Below are 23,041 nucleotides of genomic sequence, written 5' to 3' on the forward strand. Positions count from 1 at the left end.
CGATCGCGCGCTTTTCTTCATCGGCCCTTAAGCCGGACGGCGTAGGGCTGGTCCCGGCGACATTCGTATCGATCAGACGAGACCTGTGGGCCCGACGACCGACCTCTCACAGCCGTCCGATCCGTCGCGCGGCCGCTCCTTCCGGATCGTGGCTCTGTCCGCCGGGCTTCTGGCGGCGGCGCTCGCGATCGGCGCCGGGCTGCTCGTGCACGACCTGCACGGCCAGACGGTCACGGAGACCGAGCGTAGCGTCGTCGGGCTCTCGACCGTGCTCGCCGACCAGGCCGACCGGGCGCTGCAGGCCATCGAGCTGGTCCAGGACAACGTGATCGCCACGTTCCGCAGCGCCGGGGTGGCCAGCGAGGCCGATTACGCCGCGCAGGCCGGGCTGCCGGCCCTGCATGAGATCCTGAAGACGCGGATCGGCGCCCTGCCGCAGGTGAACGCCGTCACGGTGATCGACCGGAACGGCAATCTCCTGAACTTCAGCCGCTACTGGCCGATCCCGAAGGTCAACATCGCCGACCGGGACTACTTCAAGGTGCTCTCGGCCGATCCCAACCTCGATCGGTATATCGGCCGGCCGGTGCAGAACCGCGGCGACGGGGCCTGGACGATCTACATCGCCCGCAAGGTGCGCGCGCCGGACGGCTCGTTCCTCGGCCTCGTGCTCGGCGCCATCGAGCTCAGCTATTTCGAGCGGCTCTACGCGGCGACCTCGCCGTCCGCCGACGCCGTCGTGTCGATCTTCCGCGACGACGGCACGCTCCTCGTCCGCCACCCCAAGCGCGACGGCGTCGTCGGGCAGGTCTTCGCGACCGCGGCGGCCCTGCGGATCGCCCGCGCGAACCCGACCGGCGGCGTGATGCGCACCACCAGCCCGATCGACGGGCAGGACCGCATCGCCGGCGCCCGGGCGCTGGCGCGCTTTCCCCTGATCCTCAGCGTCAGCCGCACCACCGAGGCGAGCCTCGCCGACTGGCGCCGGCAGGCCTGGGTCATCGGCGTGGCCGCTTTCCTCCTCGATCTCGGCCTCGCCGGGCTGGTCCTGCTCGGCCTGCGCCAGTCGCGGGCCCAGGCGCGGCTCGCCGAGGCCGAGGCCGCCCGGGCGGCGGCCGAGGTGCGGGAGCGCGGCGAGCGGGAGCTCAGCGCCCAGCACGCCCAGTTCGGCATCGCCCTCGACCACATGACCCAGGGCCTGTGCCTGTTCGACGGCGACGACCGGCTGATCGTGATGAATGCCCGCTACGCGCAGATGCATGCGGTGCCGGACGCCCTGCGCCGGCGGGGCACGACGATCGCCGCCCTGCTCGCCCATCTGGGCGCCGACGGGACGCCGGCGGAGCCGCTGGCGGCGGCGTGCACCCGCATCGGCGCCGGCCGTGTCCCGGAGAGCGTCACCTGCGACCTCGCCGACGGCCGCGCCATCGCGGTCGTGCACGTGCCGATCCCGGGGGGCGGCTGGATCTGCACCCACGAGGACGTGACCGAGCGGCGGCGCAGCGAGGCCCGCATCGCCCACATGGCCGGCCATGACGGCCTGACCGGGCTGCCGAACCGCACCCGGCTCCAGGAGCGGCTCGACGCCGCGCTGGCGGGACGGGGCGACGGCGACGCGGTGAGCGTGCTCTGCCTCGACCTCGACGGTTTCAAGGAGGTCAACGACACCTACGGCCATCCGGTCGGCGACGATCTCCTGCGCCTCGTCGCCCGGCGCCTGCAGGAGGCGGTCGGCGCCACCGCCCTCGTCGCGCGCCTCGGCGGCGACGAGTTCGCGGTCATGCGCTGCGCGCCCTCCCATCCGGCCGGGGTGGCGGCCCTCGCCGAGCGCATCGTCCGGCTCCTGCGCTCGCCGTTCGAGGTCCAGGGCCACGAGGTCGGCATCGGCACCTCGATCGGCCTCGCGCTGACCGAGGAGGCCGACGTCGCGAGCGCCGACGTCACGAGCGCCGAGCTGCTGCGCCGGGCCGACGTGGCGCTCTACCAGGCCAAGGCCGCGGGGCGGAACGGCTGGCGCTTCTTCGATCCGGCGATGGATGCCGACCTGCAGCGGCGCCGGCAGCTCGGCGCCGACCTGCGCAGTGCCCTCGCGGCGGGGCAGCTCGACCTGCACTACCAGCCGATCGTCGCCGCCGACGGGTCGGGGGTGCGGGCCTACGAGGCGCTGCTGCGCTGGCGCCACCCGCGCGAGGGCTTCGTCGGCCCCGGAGAGTTCATCCCGATCGCCGAGGCGACCGGGCAGATCCGCCGGCTCGGCGCCTGGGCCCTCGTCCGGGCCTGCCGCGACGCCGCCGCCTGGCCGGCCGGGATCAAGGTGGCGGTGAACCTCTCGCCGGCGCAGTTCGTCGGCGATTCCCTCGTCGAGGAGGTAGCGCAGGCGCTGGCAGCGAGCGGCCTGCCGGCCGGACGGCTCGAGCTCGAGATCACCGAATCGGTGCTGCTGCAGGACGACGAGGCCACGCTCGAGATCCTGCACCGCCTGCGCGCCCTCGGCGTCAGCACCGCGATGGACGATTTCGGCACCGGCTACTCGTCCCTGAGCTACCTGCGCCGCTTCCCCTTCGACAAGATCAAGATCGACCGCAGCTTCGTGGCGAGCCTCGGGCAGGAATCCGGCGAGGGCGGCAGCGGCGAGATCGTCCGCGCCACGGTCGGCCTCGGCCGGGCGCTCGGCATGATCGTGCTGGCGGAGGGGGTCGAGACCGAGGCCCAGGCCAGGCTCCTGCGAGCGATCGGCTGCGACGAGCTGCAGGGCTACCTGTTCGGTCGGCCGTGCCCGGCCGGGGAACTGCCCGGGAGCGCGAGGGCCGAGGCGCCGGCCCGTCCGCCGCGGGCGGCGGACGGGCCGGCGCCTCGGCGCGCGTCGCGCGGGTGATTCGGGGCCGCCGGTACGGGGTGGAGTCCGGGCGCGGCGTGATGCGAAATCCGGAGGTGATCGTCCGGATTGCGTCTCACAATCCCCCGTCCTGAAACCGGTACCAGGCCACGACCGCCGAGGCGTAGAGCCGGTGCAGCCCGTGCAGCGGCAGGGGCGTGATCGGGGTGGGGGCGATCGGCAGGGCATCGGCGTCGCCGCGCGCGAGATAGGCGGCGATCGCCTGGCCCATGCGGGTCTGGAGGCCGACGCCGCGGCCCTGGCAGCCGATGTCGATGAGCAGGCCGGGCTCGGGCGCGTGCAGGTGGGGCAGGTAGTCCCGGGTGACCGCGACCCGGCCGCACCAGCGGTGGTCGAAGCCGATGCCGGCGAGCTGCGGAAACAGCTTCGGCACGATCCGTTCCAGATGCGCCCAGTCGCTCGTGCCCTTCGGCTCGCGGAACGGCCCGCGCCCGCCGAGCAGCAGCCGGCCGGTATGGTCGAGGCGGAAATAGAGCAGCAGCTTGCGGGTGTCGGAGGAGACCTGGCCCTCCGGCAGGACGCTGCGGCGCAGGTTGTCGGAGAGCGGCGTCGTGGCGACCTGGAACGAGTTCGCCGCGATGATGGTCCGGCGCAGGTTCGGCCACAGGTCGCCCGAATAGCCGTTGGTGCAGAGCACCACACGCCCGGTGGTCAGGCTCGGGCCGGGGGCCGTCCGCACCGTCCAGACATCGCCTTGCCGCGACAGGCCGGCCACCGGCGTATCGGTGTGGATGCGGGCACCGGCCGCCAGCGCCGCCCGGGCGAGGCCGCGGGCGTAGGAGAGCGGCTGCACCGCGCCGCCGCGTCCGTCGAGCCAGCCGCCGAGATAGCGCTCGCTGCCGATCAGCCGGGTCGCCTCGGCCTTGTCGAGGAGCCGGGTCGGCGCGCCGCGCCGCGCCCATTGCTCCGCCCGCCTTTCCGCCTGCGCCAGCCCCTCGGCGGTGTGCGCACCCTGGATCCAGCCGGTGCGGGTGTGCGGCACGTCCATCCGGTGCCTGGCGATCAGGTCGAACACCGCGTCGGCGGTGCCGGCCCCGAAGGCGGCGAGGCGCTCGCCGCGCTCCGGCCCGAACATCTGCACCAGTTCGTCGGGATCGTGCTTGAGGCCCGGGATCACCTGGCCGCCGTTGCGGCCCGAGCCGCCGAAGCCGATCTCGCGCGCCTCCAGCAGGACGGGCTTCAGCCCGGCCTCGGCGAGGTGGAGCGCCGTCGACAGGCCGCAGAACCCGCCGCCGATCACCACCACGTCGGCACGGCCGGATTCGACGAGCGGCGCGGTCGCGGGAGCAGGCGCCGCGGTCGTGGCCCAGAGGGCGGGGCCGAGGGGGAAGGGTTCGGTCATCGGCAAGCTCGTCACAGCGGGTTCAGCACCCTTCGCAAGAAGTCCTGGGTGCGGGGCTGCTGCGGTCGGCCCAGCACCTCGCGGGCGGCGCCCTCCTCGACGATCACGCCGCCGTCGAGGAAGAGCACCCGGTCGGCGACCTCGCGGGCGAAGCTCATCTCGTGGGTGACGACGACCATGGTCATCCCCTCCTCGGCGAGCCCGCGCATCGTGCCCAGGACCTCGCCGACGAGCTCGGGATCGAGGGCGGAGGTCGGCTCGTCGAACAGGATCGCGTCGGGCCGCATGGCGAGCGCCCGGGCGATGGCGACCCGCTGCTGCTGGCCGCCGGAGAGCCGCGGCGGATGGGCCTCCTCCTTGCCGGCGAGCCCGACCCGGGCGAGGAGCGCCCGGCCGCGCTCGGTCGCCTCCCGACGGGTCTCGCCCTTCACGTAGATCGGCCCCTCGATGACGTTCTCGAGGGCGGTGCGGTGCGGGAACAGGTTGAAGCGCTGGAACACCATCGAGACCTGGACCCGCACGGCACGGATCGAGCGGTCGGACCGGTCGACCTTGCGGCCGTTCACCGTGATCGTGCCGGAATCGTAGGATTCGAGCCCGTTGATGCAGCGCAAGACCGTGGACTTGCCCGAGCCCGACGGCCCGATGATGCAGACCACCTCGCCCTTCGAGACCTGGGCGGTGATGCCCTTGAGGACGGGCAGGGCGCCGTAGGCCTTGCGGACGTCGTCGAGCGCGATCATCGCCGGCCCGCCTGCTTCTCGAAGTGGCGCACGATCAGGATCAGGGGCAGGCTCAAGGTCAGGTACATCAGGGCGACGAGGGTGAAGACGCTCGTGTTCTTGAACGTCGCCGAGGCGATGAGCTTGCCCTGGAGCGCCAGCTCGGCGACCGTGATGGTCGAGGCCTGGGACGAATCCTTCAGCATCATGATCATCACGTTGCCGAAGGGCGGGAGTGCGGTGCGGAAGGCCTGCGGCAGCAGCACCCGCCGCATGGTGAGGCCCCAGCCCATCCCGATGGTCTGCGCCGCCTCGACCTGGCCCTTGTCGATCGCCTCGATGGCCGCCCGGAAGTTCTCGGCCTGGTAGGCCGAGTAGGCGAGGCCGAGGCCGAGCACGCCGGCCTGCACCGCCGTGAGGGAGACTCCGAAATCCGGCAGCACGAAGTAGATGTAGAACAGCTGCACGATGATCGGGATGCCCCGGATCACGTTGATGAAGGTCGCGGCGAAGAACGAAAGGGCGCGCACGCCCGAGACCCGCATCATCGCCCAGACGAGGCCGAGCGCGGTCGAGACCACGAGCGAGCCCGCCGTGATCAGGATCGTCAGCCACACGCCCTGCAGCAGGATCGGCAGGAACTCGCGGGCGTCGGACAGGAAGCCGTCCATCGGACGATTCTACCCGATCAGGACGGGTTCACCGACGGCTGCAGGCCCCACTTCTCCAGGATGCGCGCCAGCTCGCCGGTTTCCTTGATCTTGGCGAGCCCCGCATTGATCTTGGCGAGCAACGCCGTGTCGTCCTTGCGCACCCCGATGCCGACCGAGCCGACGACCACCGGCTTGTACGAGGCGACGAGGTGGGCGTTGGGGAAGTTGCCGCTCTTGAGGTTGTAGGCGATGATCGGCGCATCGGCGAAGACCGCCTTGACACGGCCGGCATTCACGTCCCGCAGCATGTCCGGGAAGGTGTCGTAGACCTTCACCTCGCCGAACTGGCCCGACTTCTTGAGCGCGTCGACGAAGGCGGTGCCGACCTGGGCGCCCACCGTCTCGCCCTTGAGGTCGGAGAAGGCCGTGTAGGCCTTGGTGTCGGCCTTCGGCACCACCAGCCCCTCGCCGTAGGTGTAGACCGGCTCTGAGAAGGCGATCACCTCCTTGCGCGGCGGCGTGATGAACATCGCCGCCGAGATCGCGTCGATCTTCTTGGCGGTGAGCGCCGCGATCAGGGTCGAGAACTGGAACGGCTCGATCTGCACCGAGAAGCCGGCCTGCTTGCCGATGGCCGAGATCACGTCCACCATCACGCCCTGGATGGTGTTGGTCTTGGTGTCGAGGAAGGTGAAGGGGACGCCCGTCGGGGTCGAGCCGACCCGGACCGTCTCCTGCGCCAGGGCCGGGCGGGCGAGGGCGCTCCCCGCGAGCAGCACCAGGGCCGCGCCCGCGGCCCGAACCAGACGCCTCATCATCCTCTGCTCCCCTGCGGGTGGTGTACGGCGCGCCGCCCCACCGCTTAAATTTCATTGACATGAACATCAGGCCATAATTCGCTGAGTCACGCAATCGAATTTCATGCACATGAAACAGGCGGCAGGCGGATCACCGAACGAGCAGGGGGCGGCCGAATCGACCGCCGAGTTGGCCACCGGCCCGGCCGCCGGCTCGGCCGCGGACTTGACCGCCGAGTCGGCCACGGACTTGGCCGCCGACCGGGCGGTCGGGCAGCGGTTGCGCACCCTGCGGCAGGAGCGCGGGCTGTCGCTGAAGGCGGTGGCGGGGCTGACCGGGTTGTCGATCGGCTATCTCAGCCAGGTCGAGCGCGGCCTGTCCTCGCCCTCGCTGCGGGTTCTGACCCGGGTCGCCGACCTCCTCGGGGTCGGCCTCGGCGCCCTGTTCGGCGGGCCGGAGGCGCCCCCCGCCGACGGCATCGTCACCCGGGCCGGGGCACGGGCGGCGCTCACCCTCTGGCGCGCCGGCATCACCAAGCAGCTGCTGACGCAGGGCGACGGCGCCTTGAGCCTGTTCCAGATGCAGCTCGCGCCGCTCGCCGGCACCGGCGACGAGCCCCTGGTCCATGACGGCGAGGAGGCCGGGCTGGTGTTGGAGGGCGCCCTCGTCCTCACGGTCGAGGACATGACGGCGGAACTCGGACCCGGCGACAGCTTCCGCTTCGCCAGCCGGCGCCCGCACCGCTACCGCAACCCGTCCCCCGACCGGCCGGCCCTGGTGCTGTGGGTCAACGCCGTGCCGCGGCCGTGACGCGCACTCGCAAAATGTGCCGCGGGCGCGAATTCACGCTCCGGTTTTACGATGCGTGAAGCCGGCCCGGCGAGAGTCCCGGCGGACGGGGCCGGAGCGGCAGCATGACCAGGCAGAGCGGGTGCGGGCAGTGCAGGAGCGGCGAGCCGCTGCCCTTCTCCTTCACGATGGCGTTCCACCCGATCGTCGATCTCGCGGCCGGCGGCGTGTGGGGTTACGAGGCGCTGGTGCGCGGCACCGAGGGGCAGGGCGCGGGCTTCATCCTCGGCCAGGTCAACGACGACAACCGCTACCGCTTCGACCAGGCCTGCCGCACCAAGGCGATCGAGCTCGCCGGCGGGCTGTTCCCGCCCGGCGGCGACGTGCGGCTGTCGATCAACTTCCTGCCGAACGCGGTCTACGAGCCGGCGGCCTGCATCCGCGCCACCCTGGAGGCAGCGCGGCGGATCGGCTTCTCGCACCAGCGGATCATGTTCGAGTTCACCGAGAACGAGCGCATGACCGACGTCGCCCATGTCCAGCGCATCGTCGCCGATTACCGCCAGCGCGGCTTCCTCACCGCCTTGGACGATTTCGGCGCCGGCTATGCGGGCCTCGGGCTGCTGGCGCGGTTCCAGCCCGACCTGATCAAGCTCGACATGGAGCTGATCCGCGGCATCCCCGGCTCGCCGGCCCGGCAGGCGATCGTGGCCGGCGTGATCGGCATCGCCCGGGCGCTCGGCGTCGCGGTGATCGCGGAGGGCGTCGAGACGGCGGACGAGTTCGCCGCCTTGCGCGAGGCCGGCATCACCCTGTTCCAGGGCTACCTGTTCGCCAGGCCGGCGGTGGCGGCCTTGCCGGAACTGAGCTTGCCGGAGATGCGGCGGGCGGCGTGAGGGCCTGGTGCGAGGGCGCGCCGGATTCGGCATACGCCGTATCGTTCCGGGCTCCGCCTTCGCAGCCCCGGGATGTCGCGGAGCACGTCATGACGGCGGGGCGCAGGGCCGAGGGCGCCTCTCGCCTCACCCCTCCAGCGGCACGTCCAGGTCCGCCGGCGTCAGCGCACCGGTCGGCGCTCCGTCGGGATCGAACAGCGAGTCGGCCAGCGCGCTCTTGCGCGCCTTCAGCGCCTCCATCTTCTCCGCGATGCGGCGCGCCGCGACGATCTTGTGGGCGAAGACCGGCTCGTCCTGGCCGATCCGGTGGGCGCGGTCGACGGCCTGGGCCTCCACCGCCGGGTTCCACCACGGGTCGTAGAGGATCACCGTATCGGCGGAAACGAGGTTGAGCCCGGTCCGTGCCAGCCGCGGCGTCTCGCCGTCGCGGCCGCTGCGCCCCCCGTCGATGGCGATGCCGACCTCGTCGGGTTCCAGGTTGACGAAGACGCTGTGCCGGCCCCGTCCGTAATCGCGCGAGACCTCCCCCGAGATGAAGCCGGCCTCCGCCTGCCGCGCGTCCAGGACGCGCCCCTTGACGGCCAGGCGCTGTCCGGCGTCGAGGGCCTGGCGGCCGCAGGCGCGCAGGACGTCCCGCTCGGCAAAGGGGGATGACCGCTCATCGGAGGTTTCGGCTCGTCGACGGGAAAGCGGCCTTCACGGCGTCATGGAAGCGAAGGTAAGGGAAGCCAAGGCAGGTGTCCGGGGCCGGGCTGCAAATCCCGGCACCACGGCCGAGCTGTGGAACGGACGGGTCCGCCCGCCGTTCCGGCCCCGTCCCCCGGCCGCCGACAGGAGGATCCAGGCGCCTCATGACCACCGAACCCGCGCGCGACGAGACCGAGACCCTGTTTGAGCCCGGGCGCACCTGCTGGTGCGTGGCGCGGGCCGGGCGGGTCGCGGTGATGATCGATTCCGCCGAGTATTTCGCCCGGCTGGAGGACGCGCTGCGGCAGGCGCAATCCTCGATCCTGATCGTCGGCTGGGATTTCGACGGGCGCATCCGCCTGCGCCACGATGCCAGCCCGGAGGAGTCTCCGCCCTTGGGCCCGCTGCTGCGCGACCTCGCGGCGCAGCGCCCCGGGCTCGCGGTGCGGGTGCTGGTCTGGAGCGCCGCCACGGTGCACGGGCCCGGCGCGGCGCTGCCGCTGCTGTTCGGGGCCGAGTGGGAGGCGCACCCGCGCGTGACCCTGCGTCTCGACACCCACCACCCGCTCTACGCCGCGCACCACCAGAAGCTCGTCTGCATCGACGACCGGATCGCCTTCTGCGGCGGCATCGACCTGACGGTCGGGCGCTGGGATACCGTGGCCCACACGGCGGGCGATCCCTTGCGCACCAATCCCGACGGCGAGCTCTATCCGCCGGTGCATGACCTGCAGATGGCGGTCGACGGCGAGGCCGCCGCGCGGCTGGGGGATCTCGCCCGCGAGCGCTGGCGCGCCGCCACCGGCGAGGTGCTGGCCCCCGTCCACCCCACCGCCGCCCCGGTCTGGCCGCAGGGCCTCGCCCCGCTGTTCACCGAGGCGCCCGTCGCCATCGCCCGCACCATGCCGCTCCAGGGCGGCGAGCCCTCGGTGGAGGAGGCGGCGGCGCTCACCGCCGCGGCGCTCGCGGCCGCGCGGCGGACGATCTACCTCGAGGCGCAGTACCTCACGGCCACCTTCGTTGCCGACGCGCTCGCCGCCCACCTGGCGGCGGACGAGGGGCCGGAGATCGTGGTGGTGCTGACGCGCCGCTCGCACAACTTCACCGAGCGCGTCGCCATGGGTACGCCCCGGGACCGGGTGCTGCGCCGCCTGCGCGCCGCCGACCGCTTCGGGCGCCTGTTCGTCGCCTATCCGGTGGTGCCGCGGCCCGATGGCGCGGATCCGGACGGCGATTGCGAGATCGAGGTCCACGCCAAGCTCGTCCTGATCGACGACTGGTTCCTGCGCATCGGCTCGTCGAACCTCAACAACCGCTCCGTCGCCCTCGACACCGAATGCGACCTCGCGGTCGAGGCCCGCACCCAAGAGGAGCGCCGGGCGATCCGCGGCCTGCGCGACCTCCTGGTGGCCGAGCATCTCGGGGTGGCGCCCGACGCGATGGCCGAGGCGATCGCGGAAGGCGGCCTGATCGCGGCGATCCGGCGCCACATGGGCGGGCCCCGATCCCTGCGGGTCTGCGAGGTGCCGGAGGAGGAGGGTCTGCTCGATCCGCTGGTCAGCTCCGAGCTGCTCGACCCGGAGCGGCCGTTCGGGACGGCGTAGCCGCCCCACCCGCGTCGCGCCACCGGAACACCGCCTCGGTCACCGCGAAGGCGAGGAGGCCGAGCGCCAGGGGACCGAGGAAGTACAGGCACCGGAAGGCGATCAGCGGGCCGATCACGTCGGTCTTCGGCAGCAGGTGGACGACCACGCTCTCGATCACCCCGACGCCGCCCGGCACGTGGGTGATCAGCACCGCCGCGTTGGCGATGACGAAGACCGAGGCCACCGCCAGGTAGCCGACGTCGGAGACCGCCGACAGGACCTGGTGCAGGCAGGCCGAGACCAGGGCGAAGTTGACCGCTCCCAGGCCGACCTGCGCCGCCGCCAGCGGCAGCGGCGGCATCTCGAGCGACCAGCGCCGGAACGTCAGCGGCTTGCGCCACCAGGCGGCCAGCCCGAGATAGCCCGCGACGCCGCCCGCGCAGGCCAGGCCCGCCGCCAGCACGGCCCCGGATCCCAGGCCCGTCACGTCCCGGGCGAGATCGGGATGGACCAGCACCGCGACGGCGCCGAGGGCCATCAGGCCGACCGCGACGGTGACGCCGCAGAACAGCACCGCCTTGGCGACGTCCGCGGTGTGAAGGCCCCAGCGGGTGTAGAAGCGGTAGCGGATCGCCCCGCTGCTCAGGCCGGCAAAGCCGATGCTGTGGCCGAGCCCCAGGCTGATGAAGGCCGCGAGCGCGACCCGGGGATAGGGCAGCGGCGTGCCGGCGGCGCGCAGGGCCAGCCAGTCGATGCCGGTGAGGCAGAGGTAGCTCGCGGCGGCGAAGCCCCCGGCGGCGGCAAGCCGCCCGGCCGGCAGCGCCCGCACCGACTGGACGAGCTGATCCAGGCTGTAGCCGGCCAGCGTGCGGTAGAGCAGGTAGCCGCCGAGTGCCACGCTCAGAACGGTGAGGAGGATGGTCCAGAACCGGCGGCGGGCGGATTTCTTCTGCTTGTCGTCGGAGGTCTTGTCCTGAACGGTGTCGGCCTGCGTCACGCGGGTTCCTCCCGGGGCACGGAGATGCGGGCGGCCGCAGCCGGCGCGAGGTCGATGTCGGCGACGAGGGGCAGGTGGTCGGAGGCCACGCGGGCGAGCCTGCCGCCGAGCGTGCGCACCCCCCGCACCGCGACGCCGTGGCTGACGAAGACGTGGTCGATGCGCAGGAGCGGCAGGCGGGCCGGGAAGGTCGGCCGCGTCCAGGCCCGGGATCCCTGCGCGTCCGGGAGCCGGGCGGCGAGGCGGCGGTGGGCGCCCGAGCCCGGCAGGGCGTTGAAGTCGCCGAGCAGCACCACCGGGTCGCGGCAGGCCGGATCGCCGAGGAAATCGGGCCCGAGGAGAGCCTCGGCCTGGGCCCGCCGCTCGCGGCGGCCGAGGCCGAGATGGGTCGTGAGCACCTGCACCTCGGCATCGCCGGCGGTCACCGCCGCCCAGAGCGCGCCGCGGGGCTCGCACCCGTCCCGGCCCGGCAGGCTTCCCGCCCGCACCAGCCGGGAGGGGAGGGCGGTCAGGATCGCGTCGCCGTAGAGCTCCTCGCTCACCCGCATCGCCGGGTGGAAGTGGGAGCGCATCCCGAGATGGCCGGCGATCGCCGCCGCCTGGTCGATCCCGCCGCTGCGGGCGCGCCCGACATCGAGTTCCTGCAGCGCCACCACGTCCGGCCGGCAGGCGGCGATCACCGCGGCGATGCGCTCCGGGGCGAGCCGGCCGTCGGCCCCGAGGCAGCGGCGCACGTTGTAGGTGAGGACGCGGAGCAACCGGAGGAGGCCTTCTGGCGGGTCGTGGACCTCCCTCAACGGCCGAGCCTGCGGGAGGTTCGGGTGCTCCGGCCACGCTTGATGGGAATCATCAACGTTAGAACCTGAACGGATCAAGCCGGGGTACGTTCTCTCCCGGCGCCTGAGGGATCTGCGGAAGAATCGGCGGAGGGATCGGGATGTGGGACGGCGGGCGAGGCACGGCGGGGGCGCGAAGGTTCGAGGCCACCGCCTGCGGGGCCGCCGTGCTGAGCGACGCCTTCGAGGGGCTTGACGCCTTCTCCCGGCCGGGCGACGAAATCCTGCTCGCCCAAACGCCGGAGGCGGTGATGGGCGCCCTCGACCTGAGCGATGCCGCCTTGCGCCGCATCGCCGAGGCGGGCCGTGCCCGCACGCTCGCCGACCACACCGCGGACCGTTAGGCGGCCGAGCTGGAGGCGCTTCTCGAGTGCGCCCGGACACCTGTCGCGATGGAGGCGTGAGACCGTATGTGGGGCATCGTTCCGGCCGCCGGGCGCGGCAGCCGCATCTAGCCGCTCGCCTTCTCCAAGGAGCTGCTGCCGGTCGGCAGCCGCCTGCGCGACGGGGTCGAGCGCCCCTGCGCGGTGAGCGAGTACGTCGTCGAGCGGATGATCCGCGGCGGGGCCGACAAGATCTGTTTCGTGATCGCCCCGGGCAAGTCCGACATCGTCGAGTATTACGGCTCCGGCTACGGCCCGGCGCCGATCGCCTACGTGGTGCAGCCGCGCCCCGAGGGCCTGTGCGACGCGCTGTTCCGTGCCCTGCCGCTGATCGCCCCCGACGAGCCGGTGCTGGTCGGCCTGCCCGACACGGTGTGGTTCCCGGATGACGGGCTGACGCGGCTGCCAGCGGACGGCCTGTCGTTCCTGCTCTTCCCGGTCGAGCGGCCGGAGCTGTTCGACGCCGTGGTGCTCGACGGCGATGCCGTGCGGGAGATCCAGGTGAAGCGGGCGGACGCCGCCTCGTCCTGGGTCTGGGGGGCGTTCAAGCTCACCGGCCGCATCCTCGCCGAGCTCTACGCCCTGTGGCGGGAGCGCCAGTGCCGCGACGAGTATATCGGCACCCTCGTCAATGCCTGGCTCGCGGCGGGCGGCCGTGCGGTCGGCGTGCGCGCCGGCACCGCCTACGTCGATACCGGCACGCTCCACGGCTACCGCGCCGCGATGGCCTTGCTCGGGGCGGCGGATGCCGGGGAGGAGACCGGGCGGCGGCTGTCCCTCGGCCACCCGAAGGGCGACGAGGCGCGGCCGGGCCCGTGAGGCCGCGCACCCTCCCGGGCGTCGCCTATCCGTTCGCCGCGGTGAGCCCGGACGCGGTCGGCGCCCTCGATCCGGAGGCCTGCCGGGCCGCCGCGCGCGAGCGCTTCTCGGCCACCCGCATGGCCGCGGCCGATCTCGCGCGCTACCGCGAGATCCTGGCACGGTGATGCGAAGTCCGGAGGTTTCCTTCCGGACTTCGCATCACGGGCCCGCGCGGCGCCCGAGCGAAGCCGATTTCCGCGTCGCGAAGCGATCAGTCGGAGACCGTATGAAACAGCCCCGTCCCGGCCATCCGGTGTCGCGCGTCGCAGACCCCCATCCCGCGGATCGGGTTGCCGATTCGCCATCGGCCCGGCCTGGCCGGGCGCGGATCATCCAAATGGATTATGCTTGATCTGCGGCCAGATAATTCGCTGTATTTCCTGCGTGACCGTAACGCATGACCGTTATATGGTCCTGCGTAACTGTGGGTTTGGTATTGTAAATCATATAAATCGTGATATATTCGGCCGCATGGATCGACGTAACATGATCGTACCGCTCATTTTTTGTTGATATAATCAGTAATTCACGATATAATCATCAAATACGCATATATCATCGTAAGTTACAGTATATCTTGAGAAATACGCCGCCGGATCGCGTGCATGGTCGGCTCGCGCAGCGGCGGCGCTCCGTCGGACAAACGAAACGGCCGGCCCGGACGATCGACTCGTCGTCCGGCCCGGATGCCGACCGGTGCTGTTCCAGCGATGCCGCGACCTCGACCGGCGAACCGGTCGTCGATCGGGCACAGGGAGGTACACCATGATCGACCCCGCGCTCTTCTGGAACGACGTCGCGATCGAGGTGGCGCGCCGCGACTTCGATCCGTTCCCGGGCCCGAGCGGATCGCTGATGATCATGCCGGAGCAGGGCGGGCCGACGCGCACGTCACGGGCGCTCGCGATGGTCCATCTCGCGATGTACGAGGCGTTCGCCCTCTCCGAGCCGGCGCCGCCCAGCCTCACCCCCTACGGCCTGGCCGTCGCGCCGGCCCGCGGAGCCTGGGCGACCGCGGCGATCGGCGGGGCCGCTTCGCGCGCCCTGCGCGACCTGTATCCACGCCAGGCCCCGTTCGTCTCCGAGCGGTTCGCCAACTTCGCCGGCATGTTGCTCGCATCCGGCACGGCTTTGGGCGACGTGAGCCGTGGGCAGCAATTCGGCGAGCAGGTCTTCTCCGCCCTGGCAGCCCTCCGGCAGGGCGACGCCGCGATCGTCTCGCAGCCGGACGACAAGAATTTCACTCTCCTCGACGGCCGGCACCAGCCCGATCCCTACGCGAGCGACCAGGGCCGCCTGAACCCGCTCTGGGGCCAGCTGCCGGCCTTCTGCAGGGAGGCGGTGATGCTGGGCGGGGCCGCCGCCCACTACGATCACCGCGACTACCTCGATCCGCCGCCCGACCATGATCCGGGCAACCCGGCCCAGGGCTACCAGCAGGATTTCGACGAGGTCAAACAGCTCGGCGCCGCGGGTTCGACGACGCGCACCGTCGACCAGCACCTCATCGGCACGTTCTGGGCGTATGACGGCGCCTGGCGCATCGGAACGCCGCCGCGCCTCTACAACCAATGCGCACGCGCGGTGATCGCCGCCCTGCCCGGTGCGGGAGCGACACTGACGACGCCCCAATCGCTGCGGCTGCTCGCGCTGATCAACATGGGCATGGCGGATGCCGGCATTATCGCGTGGCAGGCGAAGTACCATTACGACCTGTGGCGCCCGGTCGTCGGGATCCGCCAGCAGGATGACGGCCTGGGCTACGACGGCGGCGCCCTGGCGGCGGTCACGGCCAGCGATCCGTTCTGGAAGCCGCTCGGCATGCCGCGCACGAATCAGACCGGCATGTTCACCCGGACGCCGAACTTCCCGGCCTATCCCTCCGGTCACGCCTCGTTCGGTACGACCTGCTTCGAGATCCTGCGGCGCTTCCTGAAGGGCAGGGTCGACACCGGCACACTGTCCTTCACGGTGATGTCCGAGGAGTTCGACGGCAAGAACGTCGACCCCGACGGATCGGTGCGGTCCGTCCACCACCGCAGGCTGACGCTGGCGCAGGCCGTCCGGGAGAACATCGAGTCCCGCATCTTCCTCGGCGTGCACTGGCGGTTCGACGGCGAAGGCCCGGGGACGACGCATGGCTGGGGCGGCGACGCCATCGGCCGGAAGCTCGCACGGCGCATCTACAAGCGCTGCCTCGTCTAGGTAGGCTTCGCAGGAGAGCGCACCGGATTCGCGGCACAAATCGCGCTGAGACAAGAGCCGAAGCGGACCCGGGCCGGGAGGTTCCCCGGGGCTGCCGCGACCGGCCGCGACGCGGAGCCGGTCGCGGCGACGGCGCCGTCAGGCGATAGTCGGCACGATGCCGCCCTCGACCCTGAGGCTCGCCCCGTTGGTCGCCGCCGCGAGCGGGCTCGCGAGATAGGCCACCAGGCCGGCGATCTCCTCGGGCTCGATCATCCGGGCGAGCAGCGAGAGCGGGCGGTGGACCCGGAAGAACTCCGCTTCCAGCTCGGGCGCCGGCGCGTCCGGGTCGGAGGCGACGCTCCTGAGGAAATCGACGATGCCCTCCGAGCGGGTTGGGCCGGGCAGCACGGAATTCACCGTCACGCCGGTTCCGCGGGTGCGTTGCGCCAGGCCCCGGGCGATGGTGAGTTGCGCGGTCTTCGACACCGCGTAGTGCAGCATGTCGGGCGGCGGCACGAGGCCGGATTCGCTCGATACGAACACGATCCGCCCGGTCTTGCGCGCCAGCATGCCGGGAAAATAGGCCTGGGCGAGGCGTGCGCCCGAGACCACGTTGACCTCGAACAGGCGGTGCCAGTCGGCGTCGGCGATCTCCTCGAAGGCCTTCGATTCGTAGATGCCGAGGTTGTTGACCAGGATGTCGACCGTCGGCACCGCCGCGACCAGGGCCGTCGCCCCCTCGGCGGTCGCCGGGTCGGCCAGCACCGTGCGCGGCGGCCGCGCCCCGGGCTCGGCCGCGATCGCGTCCGCGGCCGCGTCGAGCTTCGCCCGGTTGCGCCCGGGCAGCACCACCTCGGCGCCCTCGGCCGCGAGGCGGCGGGCGATGGCGAGGCCGATGCCCGCGGTGGCGCCGGTGACGAGGGCGGTCTTGCCGCCGATCTGAAGGTCCATGGCCGGTCTCCATCTGTGGAGGCCCCGAGATGAGGGGGCCGGCGATTGATGACCAGCGCGCGTGCCGGCACGATGATCGTGCATCGGACGCAACAATGGACGCGCCATGGACAACCGGCTGGGCGAGATGGAGGCCTTCGTGCAGGTCGCGCGCCGCGGCAGCTTCGCGTCCGCCGCCAAGGCGTTGCGGCGGACACCCTCGGCGGTGAGCCGGGCGGTGGCGCGGCTGGAGGCGCGCCTCGGTGTCGGGCTGATCCGGCGCACCACCCGGGCGATGACCCTGACGCCGGAGGGCGAAACGTACCTCGCCCGGGCGAGCGAGCTGATCGCCGAGTTCGACGCCATCGAGGACGGGTTCGGCCGCGACGCGGCCCAGCCGAGCGGGCTGCTCAGGGTCAACGCCTCGGTGCCGTTCGGGATGAGGCTGATCCTGCCGGTGCTGCCGCGCTTCCTCGCCGAGCAGCCGCGGATGCGGGTCGACCTCGCGCTCACCGACGACGTGGTCGATCTCGTCGAGGCCCGCGCCGACGTGGCGATCCGCATCGGGCCCTTGCGCGACACGAGCCTGCGGGCGAAGCGGCTGGGCCGCAGCCGCCTCGCGGTGGTGGCGGCCCCGGCCTATCTCGCGCGGTGCGGCATGCCGGCCCATCCGGACGCGCTGCCTGAGCACAACTGCCTCAACTTCAGCTTCCGCCGCTCCCTCGACACCTGGCCGTTCCTGATCGACGGGGCGGTGGTGCAGCGGCCGGTCCACGGCACCTTCTTCGGCAATTCCGGCGAGGTGGTGCGGATGATGGCGCTCGGCGGCGCCGGCCTCGCCCGGCTCGCCCGCTTCCACGTCGAGGAGGACATCGCCGCCGGCCGCCTCGTGCCGGTCCTGGAGGCGTTCAGCCCCGGCGACACCGAGGACATCCACGCCCTCTATGCCGGAAGCGAGCGGCTCTCGTCCCGCATCCGCTGCTTCGTCGATTTCCTCGCGGCCCATGCGGCGGTGACGGCGTGAGGCCGTCCCGCGCCCCTGAGGGACGCACGGTCAAGAAAAAGGGACGCCGAATCGTGGAGGCGGCGGCCGGGCTCGGGCACGATGCGCGCCCTGCCGGAGCGCGCCGCGCCCGGCCATCGCGGAGTGGTGGTGTCCATGTCGTCCTGGTTCTCGCGGCTCGTCGCCGCTCTCCTCGGCCCGGGGCCGCGCCCGCGGCCCGGGTCCGGCGCTTGGATCCTGCTCGGCGAGGGGCGCGGCGTCTCCTGGTGCCGGGACGAGGCGGCAAGTCCGACAATCGCAAGTCCGACAATCACAAGCCCTGCGATCACGAGCCCCGCGCTCAGCGGTGCCACTCCGCCGCCCGCGCGGTGATCCATTCCCGGAAATGCGCCACCTTCGGGGCGTCGGTCTCGGTCGGGGTGACGAGGAAGAAGCTGTAGGGGCTCGCCACCTCGTCCGGGAACGGCCGCACCAGCCCGGTGCCCGAGACGAGATCGCCCCCGAGCACCCGCGTGGCGAGGCCGACCCCGCCGCCGGCGGTGGCGCATTGCAGCACCATGAAGGTGTGGGTGAAGCGGGGTCCGCGCGAGGCATCGACCCCGCTGACGCCCGCCGCGGCGAGCCATTGCGGCCAGTCCACCGACTCGATGTCGATCGGGTCATCGTCGTGGAGCAGGGTGTGGCGGGCGAGGTCCTGGGGGGAGCGCAAGGGCGGATCGCCGTCGCGCAGGCGCGGGCTGCAGACCGGGAAGACGACGTCGTGCATCAGCAGGTCGGAGCGCAGGCCCGGATAGCGCCCGCGCCCGTGCCGGATCGCCAGGTCCGCGTCGTCGCGGGAGAAATCGACCAGCCGGTTGTTGGCGACGACCCGCACGTCGAGATCGGGATGCTGCGCACGAAAGCTGCCCATGCGTGGGATCAGCCACAGGCTGGCGAAGGAATGCGTGGTGCTGATCGTCAGCACGTGGTCCTGGCCCTGGCGCCGCAGCCGGGCGGTGGCCTCGGCGAGCTGGTCCAGCACCTCGCCGGCCGAGGCCGCGAAGCGCTGGCCCGCCGGCGTCAGGGCGACGCCCCGGCTCGGCAGGCGGCGGAACAGCGCGACGCCGAACCAGCCCTCCAGGATCTTCACCTGCTGCGCCACCGCGCCGGCGCTGACGCCCAGCTCGTCCCCGGCCTCGTGGAAGGTGGCGTGGCGCGACGCCGCCTCGAACGCCCGCACGGCGTTGAGCGGGGGCAGGCGGCGGCGGGGATCCCGGTCGAGAGCCATGGCGTGACTCAGATTTGCTGCGGCGAAGGACGAATCGTTCTGGTTTGCCCGCGAGGCGCCGGAAAGGCAATCTCCCGCTTGTCACGACCTGCCTGACCGACCCGGAGAGAGCCATGACGACCCTCGTCGCTGGCCAAGGAAACCTGCGCCTCGTTCCCGCCATCCGCCTCAGCCCGCCGCGCCTGCGCACGGCCACCTCGCTCCTCGAGCGGCTCGAATTGTGGGCCGAGCGCCGGCGCGAGCGCCGCGCCCTGCTGCGCTGCCCCGACGCTCTCCTCAGGGATGTCGGCCTGTCGCGGGCCGATGCGGTGCGCGAGGCGGGCAAGCCGTTCTGGATCGACTGATCCGCAACGCGCCGATTGCACCGCAAGGATCGGGAGGATTCCCGTCTGCCCCTGGGGCAGGGTGCGGCATCCTTCCCGGAGAGCCCGATGACGCCCGCCAACCGCCCGATGACCCCGTCCGAATGGGGAACGCTCCTCGGCCTCTCGGTCCTGTGGGGCGGCTCGTTCTTCTTCGTCGGCGTCGCCCTCCGGGCGCTGCCGCCGCTCACCCTGGTGAGCCTGCGCGTCGGCCTCGCGGCCCTGATCCTCGCCCTGGTGCTGCGGGTGCGGGGGATCCCGGTGCCGCGGGGCGCCCGGATCTGGCTCGCCTTCCTGGGCGCGGCCTTCCTCAACAACGCGGTGCCGTTCTGCCTCATCGCCTGGGGCCAGACCCACATCGCCTCCGGCCTCGCGGCGATCCTCAACGCCACCACGCCGCTCTTCGGGGTGCTGGTGGCGCATGTCCTCACCGACGACGAGCGCCTGACGGGCAACCGCCTCGCCGGGGTGCTGGCGGGCGTGTCGGGCGTCGCCGTGATGGTCGGGCCCTCGGTCCTCGCCGGGCTCGGGGGCGAGGCCCTGGCGCAGGGCGCGGTGCTGCTCGCCGCGCTCTCCTACGCCTTCGCGGGCATCTATGGCCGCCGGTTCAAGCGCATGGGGATCCCGCCGCTCTCGGCCGCCGCCGGCCAGGTCGCCGCCGCGACCCTGCTGCTCGCGCCCATCGCCCTCGCGGTCGACCGGCCCTGGACGCTGCCCGCGCCGCCCGTCACGGCGATCGCGGCGGTGCTCGGCCTCGCCGCGCTCTCGACGGCGCTCGCCTACGTGATCTTCTTCCGCCTGCTGGCGAGCGCCGGGGCGACCAACCTGATGCTCGTCACCTTCCTGATCCCGGTCTCGGCGCTGCTGCTGGGCGCCCTGGTGCTGGGCGAGCCGGTGGTGCCGCGCCAGCTCCTCGGCATGGCGCTGATCGGCGCGGGGCTGGTGGCGATCGACGGGCGGCTGCTGCGGCGAAGGAAGCCCGCGGCGGCGGAGTAGCCGGCGCGGGCGGGGCGGTCAGGCGCCGTGTCTGCCCTGCATCGCGGCGTAGCTCGTCATCAGGTTGCGGTAATCCGGGATGTGGTCGCCGAGCAGCGTCGCCAGCCCCTCGACGTCCCGGCGCCAGTCGCGGTGCAGCTCGCAGGCGACCGCGAACCAGTTCACCAGCTGCACGCCCGCCGCCGACATCCGGTTCCACGCCCCGTCGCGCACCACCGGGTTGAAGGTGCCCGACGCATCCGTGACGGCGAAGACCTCGTAGCCTTCCGCGATGGCCGACAGGGCCACGAAGGCGACGCAGACCTCGGTGACGACGCCCGCGATGATGAGCTGCTTGCGGCCCGTCGCCCTCACGGCGGCGACGAAATCGGGGTTGTCCCAGGCATTGATCTGGCCGGGCCGGGCGATGAAGGGCGCGTCCGGGAACTTGGCCTTCAGCTCGGGCATGATCGGCCCGTTCGGACCCTCCTCGAAGCTGGTGGTGAGGATGGTCGGCAGCTTGAAGTAGGCGGCGAGGTCGGCGACCGCCAGCACGTTGTTCTTGAAGCGATCCGGATCGAAGTCGCGCACCAGCGACATCAGGCCGGCCTGGTGATCGACCAGCAGGACGACGGCCTGGTCGAGGTCGAGGCGGTGATACGGCTTGGTCATCGTCGTCTCCATCGTGGCGGCCGGCGCGGCGCCGTGTCGATGGGGGGAGTATGTCTGCCGGGTTTCTGGCTGGAAACAGAAACAATGGAAAACGATCGTTTCCGGCAACGCGATGATCCGACGGGGTGATCGCGGCCCGTCGGACGTCGCGCCTCACGCCACGATGGGCACGTGCACGTCGATGACGGTCCCTGGCCGGTCGGGGGCGAACCGGCCGTCATAGAGCTCGAAATCGGGACTGTCGGCCACCGCAAGGCCCGAGGCCGGAACGAGGTCGCCCCAGATGGTCGCCGTGGCGCTCCTCATCTGCGGGTGCAGCGCCGTCCCGTCCAGGGTGATCCGGAAGACCGCGTAGGTCGCGGCCGGGATCGTCTTGCGCGTGAAGCCGGCCGGCAGGGTGCCCTCCGGCCGCACGCCGACGCCGGCCATGTAGTTGAAGCGACCTTCCTGCGTGTCGGCGCTCCAGACGACGCCGTAGGTCGCCCAGCTCGGGGCCTGCCCGTCGACCGACGGGAGGGCCTTGCTCAAGCTCGACCAGAGGTCCGGGATGGCGGCCGTGGTCGTCTGGTCGAAAAGCCGCGTCGGGCCGGCGACGGTGAAGGCGGCGCGCGTCACGAGGCCGGGCAGGCGGGCGATGGTGGGGAACGGCTCGGCAGCGGCAGGCATCGGGTGATCTCCTCTTGAGGGAAGGGCTGCGAGGCCGCTGCGGACGCGGCCGGGCGTGACGCCGAAGCAGCGCCCGAAGGCGCGGGTGAAGGCTTCCTGGGAGTCGAAGCCGGAATCGAAGGCGAGGTCGACGAGCCTGAGGTCCGGCTCCGCGACGAGGCGCCGGGCCGCCCGCACCAGGCGGCGGGTGCGGACATGCGCCATGGGCCCGAGACCCATCCGGGCGGTGAAAAGGCGCTAGAAATGGTAGGGCGACAGCCCGGCCCGGTCGGCGAGGCAAGCCAGCGTCAGGGGCTCGTCGAGCCGCTCTTCGATCCAGGCGAGGATGTCGGCGATGCGGTCGGAGGCGGGGGGGCGATCCATGCCGTCATGATGACGGCGGGGAGCCGGGGCGTCCTGACCGGTCTTGCTATGAGGCGAACTTGTCGGGTTTCTCTCGATGGCGGTCGGCCCTCCTCGTCATTCGAGGCTCCGCTTTCGCGGCGCCGGAATGACGGGGAGGGTGGTCAGCAGCGGCGGGGGAAGCGGCCCCTCAGATCCACCGCTTGCGCCGCTTGAAGCTCTTCAGGTTCCGGAAGCTCTTGCGCTGGTCGCCGGCGCCGCCGAGGTAGAATTCCTTCACGTCCTCGTTGGTGCGCAATTCCTCGACGGTGCCGTCGAGCACCACCTTGCCCTGCTCCATGATGTAGCCGCGATCGGCCACCGAGAGGGCGGCGCGGGCATTCTGCTCGACGAGCAGGATGGTGACGCCGAGATCGCGGTTGATCTGGCGGATGATGGAGAACACCTCCTTCACCAGGAGCGGCGAGAGGCCCATCGAGGGCTCGTCCATCAGGATCAGGCGGGGGCGGGCCATCAGCGCGCGGCCGATCGCCAGCATCTGCTGCTCGCCGCCCGAGAGGTAGCCCGCGGCGCCGGTGCGCTCCTTGAGGCGCGGAAAATAGGTCAGCACCCGCTCGAGGTCCTGGCCGATCTCGCGGTCGCGGCGCGAGAAGGCGCCGAGGCGCAAATTTTCCATCGGCGTCATGTCGGCGACGATGCGGCGGCCCTCCATCACCTGGAAGATGCCGCGGCGCACGATCTTGTCCGGCTCGATGCCGTCGATGCGGGCGCCGTCGAACACGATCTCGCCGCGGGTGACCTCGCCGTCCTCCGAGCGCAAGAGGCCCGAGATGGCCTTGAGCGTCGTCGACTTGCCGGCGCCGTTGGCCCCGAGAAGGGCCGTGATCGAGCCCGCCGGCACGTCGAGGCTCAGGCCCCGCAGGACCAGGATCACGTCGTCGTAGACGACCTCGACGTTGCGCAAGCTGAGGAGGGGGGCCGCCGCGGCGTCTTGGGTCGGGCGCTCCAGGGTCATGACCTGCGACATCGGACGGCTCCAGGGGTGAGATGCGACGTCGAACCCTCCCCCCGCTGCGGGGGAGGGTGGCCTGCAGAGCAGGCGCAGCGGGACGCAGTCCCGCCGAGAGGGGCAACGCGACGGTGATCCCAGGCGGCGCTTGTCAGAACACCTGCGATCTCTCCGGAAGCGGC

23 protein-coding genes and 2 pseudogenes are annotated in these 23,041 nt (G+C 72.0%); 11 read left to right on the plus strand and 14 right to left on the minus strand.

Going from position 1 to position 23,041, the window contains the following annotated elements; genetic code table 11:
* Positions 1 to 148: 148 nt before the first annotated feature.
* Positions 149 to 2,875, plus strand: coding sequence for an EAL domain-containing protein (locus tag G4G93_RS28680; protein ID WP_312892288.1), 2,727 nt, complete (start codon positions 149 to 151; stop codon positions 2,873 to 2,875).
* Between the two features lie 76 nt (positions 2,876 to 2,951).
* Here the strand turns inward: G4G93_RS28680 and G4G93_RS28685 are convergent, their stop codons facing one another.
* From G4G93_RS28685 to G4G93_RS28700, 4 genes are read right to left on the minus strand one after another with little or no spacing between them, the layout of a single operon-like run.
* Complete coding sequence (locus G4G93_RS28685; RefSeq protein WP_165089650.1) at positions 2,952 to 4,238, minus strand: FAD-binding oxidoreductase; 1,287 nt, start codon at positions 4,236 to 4,238, stop codon at positions 2,952 to 2,954.
* A gap of 11 nt (positions 4,239 to 4,249) precedes the next feature.
* A complete protein-coding gene (locus G4G93_RS28690; RefSeq protein WP_165089653.1) occupies positions 4,250 to 4,981 on the minus strand; it encodes an amino acid ABC transporter ATP-binding protein in 732 nt (243 codons plus the stop codon).
* Complete coding sequence (locus G4G93_RS28695) at positions 4,978 to 5,631, minus strand: amino acid ABC transporter permease (RefSeq protein ID WP_165089655.1); 654 nt, start codon at positions 5,629 to 5,631, stop codon at positions 4,978 to 4,980. Before G4G93_RS28695 ends, G4G93_RS28690 begins: the two co-directional genes overlap by 4 nt.
* 17 nt (positions 5,632 to 5,648) lie before the next feature.
* Positions 5,649 to 6,428 (minus strand): ABC transporter substrate-binding protein, encoded by a 780-nt coding sequence (locus G4G93_RS28700; protein ID WP_165089658.1) that lies wholly within the window; start codon positions 6,426 to 6,428, stop codon positions 5,649 to 5,651.
* Positions 6,429 to 6,540: 112 nt separating this feature from the next.
* On the opposite strand from G4G93_RS28700, the gene G4G93_RS28705 reads away from it, so the two are divergent.
* Together G4G93_RS28705 and G4G93_RS28710 are read left to right on the plus strand one after the other, a co-directional pair.
* Positions 6,541 to 7,221 carry a cupin domain-containing protein gene (locus G4G93_RS28705; RefSeq protein ID WP_165089661.1) on the plus strand — a complete coding sequence of 227 codons (681 nt, stop codon included), beginning with the start codon at positions 6,541 to 6,543 and terminating at the stop codon, positions 7,219 to 7,221.
* A 104-nt stretch (positions 7,222 to 7,325) separates the two neighbouring features.
* On the plus strand, positions 7,326 to 8,096 hold the full coding sequence (locus G4G93_RS28710) for an EAL domain-containing protein (RefSeq protein WP_165089664.1): 771 nt from the start codon (positions 7,326 to 7,328) through the stop codon (positions 8,094 to 8,096).
* 126 nt (positions 8,097 to 8,222) lie between these two features.
* On the opposite strand, the gene G4G93_RS36810 is transcribed toward G4G93_RS28710, so the two are convergent.
* Positions 8,223 to 8,723, minus strand: a complete 501-nt coding sequence (locus G4G93_RS36810) for a C-terminal helicase domain-containing protein (protein WP_165089811.1) — start codon at positions 8,721 to 8,723, stop codon at positions 8,223 to 8,225.
* Between the two features lie 224 nt (positions 8,724 to 8,947).
* Here G4G93_RS36810 and G4G93_RS28720 point away from each other — a divergent pair, with 224 nt between their 5' ends.
* Complete coding sequence (locus tag G4G93_RS28720; RefSeq protein ID WP_165089668.1) at positions 8,948 to 10,387, plus strand: phospholipase D-like domain-containing protein; 1,440 nt, start codon at positions 8,948 to 8,950, stop codon at positions 10,385 to 10,387.
* Here G4G93_RS28720 and G4G93_RS28725 read toward each other — a convergent pair.
* Together G4G93_RS28725 and G4G93_RS28730 are read right to left on the minus strand one after the other, a co-directional pair.
* Positions 10,341 to 11,366 carry a YbhN family protein gene (locus tag G4G93_RS28725; RefSeq protein ID WP_395412402.1) on the minus strand — a complete coding sequence of 342 codons (1,026 nt, stop codon included), beginning with the start codon at positions 11,364 to 11,366 and terminating at the stop codon, positions 10,341 to 10,343. The two genes, G4G93_RS28720 and G4G93_RS28725, sit on opposite strands and share 47 nt — an antisense overlap.
* A complete protein-coding gene (locus G4G93_RS28730) occupies positions 11,363 to 12,124 on the minus strand; it encodes an endonuclease/exonuclease/phosphatase family protein (protein ID WP_165089670.1) in 762 nt (253 codons plus the stop codon). The genes G4G93_RS28725 and G4G93_RS28730 overlap by 4 nt, the downstream gene beginning before the upstream one ends.
* Positions 12,125 to 12,303: 179 nt before the next feature.
* On the opposite strand from G4G93_RS28730, the gene G4G93_RS28735 reads away from it, so the two are divergent.
* From G4G93_RS28735 to G4G93_RS28750, 4 genes and pseudogenes are all read left to right on the plus strand, one after another.
* Positions 12,304 to 12,546, plus strand: coding sequence for a glycosyltransferase (locus G4G93_RS28735; protein ID WP_165089672.1), 243 nt, complete (start codon positions 12,304 to 12,306; stop codon positions 12,544 to 12,546).
* A gap of 66 nt (positions 12,547 to 12,612) precedes the next feature.
* Positions 12,613 to 13,404 (plus strand): annotated as a pseudogene (locus tag G4G93_RS28740) (nucleotidyltransferase family protein).
* Positions 13,401 to 13,571: a glycosyltransferase family 4 protein gene (locus G4G93_RS28745; protein WP_165089675.1), complete on the plus strand. Its 171-nt coding sequence runs from the start codon at positions 13,401 to 13,403 to the stop codon at positions 13,569 to 13,571. The pseudogene G4G93_RS28740 and the gene G4G93_RS28745 overlap by 4 nt, the downstream one beginning before the upstream one ends.
* 640 nt (positions 13,572 to 14,211) lie before the next feature.
* Positions 14,212 to 15,651, plus strand: coding sequence for a vanadium-dependent haloperoxidase (locus G4G93_RS28750; protein ID WP_165089677.1), 1,440 nt, complete (start codon positions 14,212 to 14,214; stop codon positions 15,649 to 15,651).
* 138 nt (positions 15,652 to 15,789) lie between these two features.
* On the opposite strand, the gene G4G93_RS28755 is transcribed toward G4G93_RS28750, so the two are convergent.
* Positions 15,790 to 16,584: an SDR family NAD(P)-dependent oxidoreductase gene (locus G4G93_RS28755; protein ID WP_165089680.1), complete on the minus strand. Its 795-nt coding sequence runs from the start codon at positions 16,582 to 16,584 to the stop codon at positions 15,790 to 15,792.
* Positions 16,585 to 16,690: 106 nt separating this feature from the next.
* On the opposite strand from G4G93_RS28755, the gene G4G93_RS28760 reads away from it, so the two are divergent.
* Positions 16,691 to 17,587 (plus strand): LysR family transcriptional regulator, encoded by an 897-nt coding sequence (locus G4G93_RS28760; RefSeq protein WP_165089682.1) that lies wholly within the window; start codon positions 16,691 to 16,693, stop codon positions 17,585 to 17,587.
* 319 nt (positions 17,588 to 17,906) lie between these two features.
* Here G4G93_RS28760 and gcvA read toward each other — a convergent pair whose 3' ends face one another.
* Positions 17,907 to 18,833, minus strand: coding sequence for a transcriptional regulator GcvA (gene gcvA / locus G4G93_RS28765; RefSeq protein ID WP_165089685.1), 927 nt, complete (start codon positions 18,831 to 18,833; stop codon positions 17,907 to 17,909).
* Positions 18,834 to 18,946: 113 nt separating this feature from the next.
* On the opposite strand from gcvA, the gene G4G93_RS28770 reads away from it, so the two are divergent.
* Positions 18,947 to 19,177, plus strand: a complete 231-nt coding sequence (locus G4G93_RS28770) for a DUF1127 domain-containing protein (protein ID WP_165089688.1) — start codon at positions 18,947 to 18,949, stop codon at positions 19,175 to 19,177.
* A gap of 87 nt (positions 19,178 to 19,264) precedes the next feature.
* The gene (locus tag G4G93_RS28775) at positions 19,265 to 20,191 is read left to right on the plus strand and encodes a DMT family transporter (protein ID WP_165089690.1); all 927 of its coding nucleotides are present in this window, start codon (positions 19,265 to 19,267) and stop codon (positions 20,189 to 20,191) included.
* 18 nt (positions 20,192 to 20,209) lie between these two features.
* Here the strand turns inward: G4G93_RS28775 and ycaC are convergent, their stop codons facing one another.
* The 5 genes and pseudogenes from ycaC to G4G93_RS28790 form a co-directional block, all read right to left on the minus strand.
* Entirely contained in the window at positions 20,210 to 20,842 is a 633-nt protein-coding gene (gene ycaC, locus G4G93_RS28780) for an isochorismate family cysteine hydrolase YcaC (protein ID WP_165089693.1), read from the minus strand.
* A gap of 153 nt (positions 20,843 to 20,995) precedes the next feature.
* Positions 20,996 to 21,508: a GyrI-like domain-containing protein gene (locus G4G93_RS28785; protein WP_281409752.1), complete on the minus strand. Its 513-nt coding sequence runs from the start codon at positions 21,506 to 21,508 to the stop codon at positions 20,996 to 20,998.
* A 48-nt stretch (positions 21,509 to 21,556) separates the two neighbouring features.
* A pseudogene (locus G4G93_RS36510) lies at positions 21,557 to 21,733 on the minus strand (helix-turn-helix domain-containing protein); the annotation flags it as partial.
* A gap of 12 nt (positions 21,734 to 21,745) precedes the next feature.
* Complete coding sequence (locus G4G93_RS36515; RefSeq protein WP_281409751.1) at positions 21,746 to 21,871, minus strand: hypothetical protein; 126 nt, start codon at positions 21,869 to 21,871, stop codon at positions 21,746 to 21,748.
* A gap of 169 nt (positions 21,872 to 22,040) precedes the next feature.
* Positions 22,041 to 22,877 carry an ABC transporter ATP-binding protein gene (locus tag G4G93_RS28790; RefSeq protein WP_165089696.1) on the minus strand — a complete coding sequence of 279 codons (837 nt, stop codon included), beginning with the start codon at positions 22,875 to 22,877 and terminating at the stop codon, positions 22,041 to 22,043.
* Positions 22,878 to 23,041 lie beyond the last annotated feature (164 nt).

The sequence above is a fragment of the Methylobacterium sp. DB0501 genome, from assembly GCF_011043735.1.
Lineage (GTDB): Bacteria > Pseudomonadota > Alphaproteobacteria > Rhizobiales > Beijerinckiaceae > Methylobacterium > Methylobacterium alsaeris.